Source organism: Marinococcus luteus, assembly GCF_034497705.1.
GTDB lineage: Bacteria > Bacillota > Bacilli > Bacillales > Marinococcaceae > Marinococcus > Marinococcus luteus_A.
In genome coordinates this window covers 166,347-172,931 of sequence record NZ_JAXRUV010000007.1, presented here as the reverse complement: position 1 = coordinate 172,931, position 6,585 = coordinate 166,347, and the positions used below count along the sequence as shown (strand labels likewise).

At 47.3% G+C, this 6,585-nt stretch carries 6 protein-coding genes; 2 read left to right on the top strand and 4 right to left on the bottom strand.

The genetic code is table 11. The annotated features are described in order from the left end of the window. Window positions 1-110: 110 nt before the first annotated feature. The 4 genes from Q9M42_RS12210 to Q9M42_RS12195 form a co-directional block, all read right to left on the bottom strand. Window positions 111-2,702, bottom strand: a complete 2,592-nt coding sequence (locus Q9M42_RS12210; protein ID WP_322526742.1) for a YfhO family protein — start codon at window positions 2,700-2,702, stop codon at window positions 111-113. Between the two features lie 12 nt (window positions 2,703-2,714). After that, the gene (locus Q9M42_RS12205; RefSeq protein ID WP_322526741.1) at window positions 2,715-3,089 is read right to left on the bottom strand and encodes a GtrA family protein; all 375 of its coding nucleotides are present in this window, start codon (window positions 3,087-3,089) and stop codon (window positions 2,715-2,717) included. After that, window positions 3,086-4,021 (bottom strand): glycosyltransferase family 2 protein, encoded by a 936-nt coding sequence (locus tag Q9M42_RS12200; protein ID WP_322526740.1) that lies wholly within the window; start codon window positions 4,019-4,021, stop codon window positions 3,086-3,088. The genes Q9M42_RS12205 and Q9M42_RS12200 overlap by 4 nt, the downstream gene beginning before the upstream one ends. A gap of 103 nt (window positions 4,022-4,124) precedes the next feature. Then, a complete protein-coding gene (locus Q9M42_RS12195; RefSeq protein WP_322526739.1) occupies window positions 4,125-4,808 on the bottom strand; it encodes a spermidine synthase in 684 nt (227 codons plus the stop codon). Window positions 4,809-4,971: 163 nt separating this feature from the next. Here Q9M42_RS12195 and Q9M42_RS12190 point away from each other — a divergent pair, with 163 nt between their 5' ends. Together Q9M42_RS12190 and Q9M42_RS12185 are read left to right on the top strand one after the other, a co-directional pair. Continuing rightward, complete coding sequence (locus Q9M42_RS12190) at window positions 4,972-5,853, top strand: ROK family protein (protein WP_322526738.1); 882 nt, start codon at window positions 4,972-4,974, stop codon at window positions 5,851-5,853. A 100-nt stretch (window positions 5,854-5,953) separates the two neighbouring features. After that, the gene (locus tag Q9M42_RS12185) at window positions 5,954-6,472 is read left to right on the top strand and encodes a M15 family metallopeptidase (protein ID WP_322526737.1); all 519 of its coding nucleotides are present in this window, start codon (window positions 5,954-5,956) and stop codon (window positions 6,470-6,472) included. The last annotated feature ends 113 nt before the right edge of the window (window positions 6,473-6,585 follow it).

The following is a 6,585-nucleotide window of genomic DNA, read 5'->3' as shown; positions in this document are numbered from 1 at the left end:
ATTTCTTTTTATCATAGCACGAAAAAAACTGCCGACAAGCTCTAAAATGAGAGTCATTGTCGACAGTCTGAAAGGCCGCTCGCACGGCCTTTTTTATTTCCTGGGAAATATTATTTTCTTCTTTTTTTAATGCCCCATAATGCTGCTAATATAAGCGAGACCACCGATACCGCAGTCATCCACCAGAAATAAGGCGGGTAGTACGTGAGGGAAAGGTTATTTTCCCCTTCTTCAAGCGGAACGGCAGTAAACGCCCCGTTAGCTTTTTCGATTGGCACGCCTTCTCCGTTTACTTTAGCTCTCCATCCTTTTTCATAAGGAATCGGCATCACAGCGTACGCATCTCCTGTATCGTTTTCAATAACGGCGTCAACTTCATTGCCGTTCACGTCTACACTCCGGGCGTTCTCCTCTGCCTGGGCTTTGGCTTCGTTTAATTGTTCATACGTTTCTCCGTAAACGGCCAAATCTTCAAGATGATATTCTCCTTCAGGCATCCGGATCTCTATGATGTTGTCCTCGGGATTTTCCACGCGGATCGTTAAATCATTTTCATCGGTACGGTACAGCGAATCCCTTGCCTTGCGGGAGGTTTCAAATTCGTTTACGTTCATTCGGAAAAAACCAACGCCGGGCTCCTGTCGGAGGAGAAAGTCCACGTAGTAATCCTCCACGTTTTCATTCTCCGGCACTCTAATATTGAGGCCGCCCTCCTCCCCGGTAACCGTAAGCATTTCGTTCTCGTAGGTACCATTTACCGCTTCAACATTTTCACTGGTAATGACAGACTCTTCCTGTGGAAATTCAGCTGCTTCTTCCGGGTTCTCGAGAATCACGCCATTCAGCATGGCATGCTCCTTCGCGAGAGGTGCCGCTTCTTCTGCTTCTTCGTAGGCATATACCTGGTCTGTGGTCCGTATAAATGGCAGCACATTTTCATTCTGGTAAATAATATAGTCATCATTTTCTACAAATGGAGTAAACCCGTACGGTACGTTTTCGTCCCCGTCCTTTTCAAACATGGCGTATTCACCGCGCAGCAGGCTGTAAATGTTGGCCCTTCGTCCGAAATCCGAATACCGGCTGATGCTCTCCCGGCCAAGATCGATCTGAAGGTCATTGTAATAAAACATGAGTATTTCTTCATTCAAAATACTTGAGTATGCCCCCGCCCCGTAAAATTCCAAATAAAGCGGCGTATTCGTGCGCTGTGGGTCCTTGATCCATGTAGTTCGGGACAGAGCGTCCGGGTCCTCCTGCGAAGCTTCATCCAGCAGTTCGATTTGATCTGCGTCCATGTAATCCTCACTCATGAGAAATTCCTGCGTCGTGCCGCTCATGCTTCCGCGTTCAAACAGTTTTTCATACTGGTATTGGTTTGCGACAACCACGCTTGTAATAATGGCAAAAACGGCAGTAATGATTCTTTTGCCGCGTACATCCGTAATGGTTGTTATGATAAATGCCACCAGGGAGATGATGATCATACCAGGCGTCAGCCATCCGCTCCAGTGATCGATGGAAAAATCGTCATCCAACAGATAAAACAGCACGTACATGCCTGTCACAAAAATAAGCGAAGGCGCCAGCTCCCGCCAGTCGAGCTTGCGGATATGCTGAATACCTGCTGCCACTGCACCGGCAAGTAAAAACGCAGTAATATACTCAAACCGGTTCCTTGGTGCGGAAAACCCGTTAAATACGCTCCCTATCAGCGGGCTGTAATGAAATACGATAAATAAAAGCGAGAGAATGGTAAACAGCACAAACCGCGGATCCTTATACAGCTGCTTCCAGACTGCGAACACTAAAAAGATGGTCGGTACAATGAGGAAACGGCTGTCGAGCAGAATATTGCTTGTGTTATCAAATAACACGATCTCCTGTTCAAAGTCTGGCCGGTAATTGTTAAAGTAACCGTACACTCCGGCGAAAAAGCCGGTCAGCCCAATGCCGAATCCAAGCAGGGAGCTGCCCCCGAAATACAGTATCTGTTTACCTATTTTTGTTTCTGCAGGCTCAAGGCGGATCAGCCATCTGGCTAGTATATAAATCCCGATAAAAATAAGCACAATATAGGAGAAGTAGAAGTTCGAAAAGACGGTTGCTGCGAGTGCAAAAATAAACAGCAGCGGTTTTTTCTCCCGAATAATTTTTTCCACGCCAAATACGAGTAGCGGGAGCCAAATGAAAGCATCCGCAAAAAATTCCCAAAATGCCGCGTGACGGAAATACATTACACACGTGGCATACAACAGGGCTCCTGTCAGGGCAGGTACACGGTCGAGCTTCATATAACGGAAGCAGGCGTATGCTAAAAAGGAAACGAGTGTCATACGGGCCATGCTGATAAAAATGACGGCCTCCGTCCAAAAAGCGGCGTCCGGCTCACGAATCAACCCGACCAGCTCCAGCATATACACCACGGCCATCTGGAAATAAAAGAACAGGTTCGTCGAGTAATAGTATCCGAGCTGAGTGAACATACTGCCGCCAAGTCCAAGCTGAAAGGAATAAAAAAATTCTCCGCTCGTGTAATGATCATACAGCAGCTGCTTAAACGGTCCCATCTGGTTCAAACCGTCATTCGGCCCGGCCATATACGTATTATTGGTCCATTGGTATAAGAAAAATGCGTGCGCTGCAATGACTGCCAGAATGACTGCTGCCGCAACCCCCCATATATGCTTATGTTTCAACATTCTCTCCCCACGCTATCTTTTTAGTATTTTCCCTGTGACAATGAACGTGACCGGTATAGTAAAAATCACCGCTCCCAGCGGGGCGATAGTACTGTTAATACTCAGCCATTCCACGAATATATAAGCAAAAACGGATGAAACCCCTACATTCACCACCTGGGTCAGCGGAAATTGGAAAAACTTCTTCCATGTCGGCCGGACCTTGTAAGTAAAGTATGTATTTAAAAAGAAAGAAATGACAAAGCTGATAAAAAACCCGGTAATATGGGCGATCATATATGGTACCGAAAGCACCACGTGAAGCAGTAAGTAGGCGGCGTAGTAGTTTAACGTATTCACACCGCCCACTAAAACAAATCTGGTAAACTCATTATCCAACTGTTTCATGCATCTCGCCTTTTCGTATTAGATTCCTGCACCAAATAATGCGGGCGTCTTTTTGTTTCATAGTAAATGCGTCCGATATACTCCCCGAGCACACCGAGACTTACCAGCTGCACGCCACCTAAAAACAGTATAGCCGAAATTGTTGTAAAATAACCCGGCACTTCTATTCCCATCCGAAGGATTTGCACAAACGTGATACCGATATAAACAAGTGCAAGCAGCATCACGATTAGGCCGGTATACAAACAGACACGAAGCGGACGGTTATTAAAGGAAATCATGCCGTCAACGCCGTAATTTAAAAGGCTCGAAAACGACCATTTGGTTTCACCCTCCTGGCGCTGGACATTTTCGTAGTAAACTGTTTTGGACGGAAAGCCGATCCATGAAAAAAGCCCCTTCGAAAAACGATTGGCTTCACTCAGGGACAGCAGGGCGTCCAATGCCCGGCGGCTTAACAGACGGAAGTCACCGACGCCGTCTTCAAGCTTCACATCCACCATTCTATTAATAAATTTATAATACATCGAGGCCATGCCGGAACGGAATTTTGAATCTCCTTCCCGGTTCCGTTTTGCGATCACCTGATCATAGCCTTCTTCGTAGCCTTCAATCAATTCCAGAATTACCTCGGACGGATGCTGCAGGTCAGCGTCAATGATTACTACGGCATCGCCGTCCGCGTGATGCAGTCCTGCAATCAGTGCCGCTTCTTTTCCAAAATTACGGGTAAAAGAAACGTAGCTTACATTTTCATACGTCCCCGCAAGCTCTCTCATTTTCGTCAGCGTGCGGTCCGAGCTTCCATCATCTATATAAAGTGCCTCTATTTCATAGGGCAGATGCCCTAAATGGTTCTGCAGTGATTCATATACAGATATAATATTGTCTTCTTCATTATACGAAGGAATTACAATTGATATCTTTTTCATTCCCTTTCCTCCCTGACCCCTTCATCTCCCACTGTTTACACAGTACTTTCATATCGTACCCTTCTCTGTATCTTTTGTATCACTGTAGAGGGCTAAAAAAATCTCAAAAATTGTGTGATGAATGCATATGTTCTGCTTTCCTGGCGTAAAAAATAACATCCGGTCCGCCGCGCCCGGCACCCACCTCCTCTATCCATACAGTATCAAAAACCGCCTTCAGAATGTTTTCAAAGGCTCTGGAATAAGAAGCACTCCAAAAAGCAGCTACTCCTCCGCACCGGAGCGCGGCGTAAATCGTTTGAAGCCCTCCCGCCTCGTACATGTGCTGGTTGTCTTCCCGGACAAGCCAGTCAGGGCCGTTATCTGTATCCATGCACACAACGCCCCAACGGTTGTTTGTTCCTTTTTCCAGAAATACCTGGAGGTCTTCCTCTACGATTTGTGCTTTACTGTTTTCAAGAGCCCTTCCGTTCCAATCCTGAAAATACAGGCGGTTCCACTCAATAATGTGTTTCTCCAGTTCCACAACGGTTACATGAACCGTTTCTGTATGCTGCACCGCTTCGTGGAGTGAAAAACCGACGCCAAGACCTCCAATCAGCACCGACTCTGCTGAATAAGCATGATTCATCGCTTCCTGCACCATTCGCCGCTCCGACTCTCCGTTGTGCGTCGCCATCAAAAATGTGCCGTTACTGATGACTTCATAATGCCCACCGCGGCGCTGCAGCTGCAGCTCTCCACTTTGCCCCTGAACATTTGCTAATATTTCTCTGTCACTGTTCATTCAAGCTTACTCCTTTCCCGCCCGGCAAGTATATTTCATATTTGCAAAACCCGAAAAAAAAGGTACGATTAAAAAGTGTGCAGAATTTTATCGCTTATGAAATTTTCATTTATTTTTGAATGATCTGTTTACTATTTCAGACGAAGACCAGGAGGTTGTTTATATGCTCGGCGCCATCGAAGCAGGAGGAACAAAATTTGTCTGTGCGGTCAGTGAAAACGGCCGTGACATAAAAGATCGCATTTCCATTCCGACTACTACGCCTGATGAAACTATGAAGCAGGTATACGATTTTTTCCGTGCTTTTTCTATCGAAGCTATTGGCATTGGTTCTTTTGGTCCGATTGATATTAATACAAAAAATGATACATACGGCTATATCACCACAACGCCAAAAACAGCATGGCAAAACTTTAACATTCTCGGAGACGTACAAAAACACCTCGCTGTGCCGGCAGGCTTCACCACCGATGTTAATGCGGCGGCTCTCGGGGAATGGAAGCACGGTGCCGGTGCCGGAAAGACGAGCTGCCTGTATATGACAGTCGGCACCGGCATCGGTGTTGGTGCTGTTATTAACAACAATATTCTTGAAGGTCTGAACCATCCGGAAGCCGGACATATTATTGTCCGCCGCCATCCTGAGGACCATTTCAATGGAACGTGTCCTTACCACAGCGACTGCCTTGAGGGGCTTGCTTCAGGTCCCGCCGTGGAACAGCGTTGGGGAGAAAAGGGCAGCGAATTGACCTCCCGCCCGGAGGTATGGGACCTTGAAGCTTATTATCTCGCTCAGGCAATGATGAATTACATTCTGATTCTTACCCCCGAGCGGATTATTATTGGCGGCGGCGTGAGCAAACAGCCTTCCCTGCTAGCAAAAGTACAGGAACAGGCGCAGCAGCTTCTGCAGGGATACGTTCAGGATCCAATGATTACTCACAATATCGATCAATATATTGTTACTCCGGGGCTCCAGGATGAGGCGGGCATCACCGGCGGATTTGTACTTGCTGCCCACGCCCTTGAAGACGCCCCCAGCTAAAGGCAGCCAGTTCCAGCAAACAAATACTTGTTTATACTTCCTGTACGCAGGTTGAAAAAGAAAGGAAATCAGCTGAGTGAAAAGACATGTCTTGCTACTGATGACGGGGTTACTTCTCCTTCTGGTTGTACTCGGATGGAACAGCAGGCAGAACCCTCTTCCCGAGGTGGAAGCAAGCGAAGTCGTCGAACAGAACAGCCTTCACCCTGTCGTGGAGGAGCGAAAAAATGAATGGATCCAGCGTGCAGAACAGCAAGGGATCGAGGTTGTCGTAACGGATGAATACCGTTCGGTGGAAGAGCAGGAGGCTTTATATGCCCAGGGCCGGACTACGCAGGGAGAAATTGTCACGCAGGCTCGGGGCGGTGAATCATATCATAATTACGGCCTCGCCGTTGATTTTGCTTTACGTTCCCCGGATGGAGAGCTGGTCTGGGATATGGAACGCGATGACAATGGTAACGGAGAAGCAGACTGGACGGAAGCTGTGGAGATCGCTAAGGAGCTCGGCTTCAGCTGGGGCGGGGACTGGCCTGGTTTTAAAGACTACCCTCACCTTGAAATGACCTTCGGCCTGAGCCTGGAGGAACTCCGTGCCGCTGAACAGCAGAATACGTAATTAACATCGTCCGGCTGGTTGTCCGGGCGCTTTTTCTAATTGGAAGGGTTAAGCCTCTGCCAATTTGTGGTATACATCTGTATCACTTTATATTCCGAAAGGAGCCCTCTGCA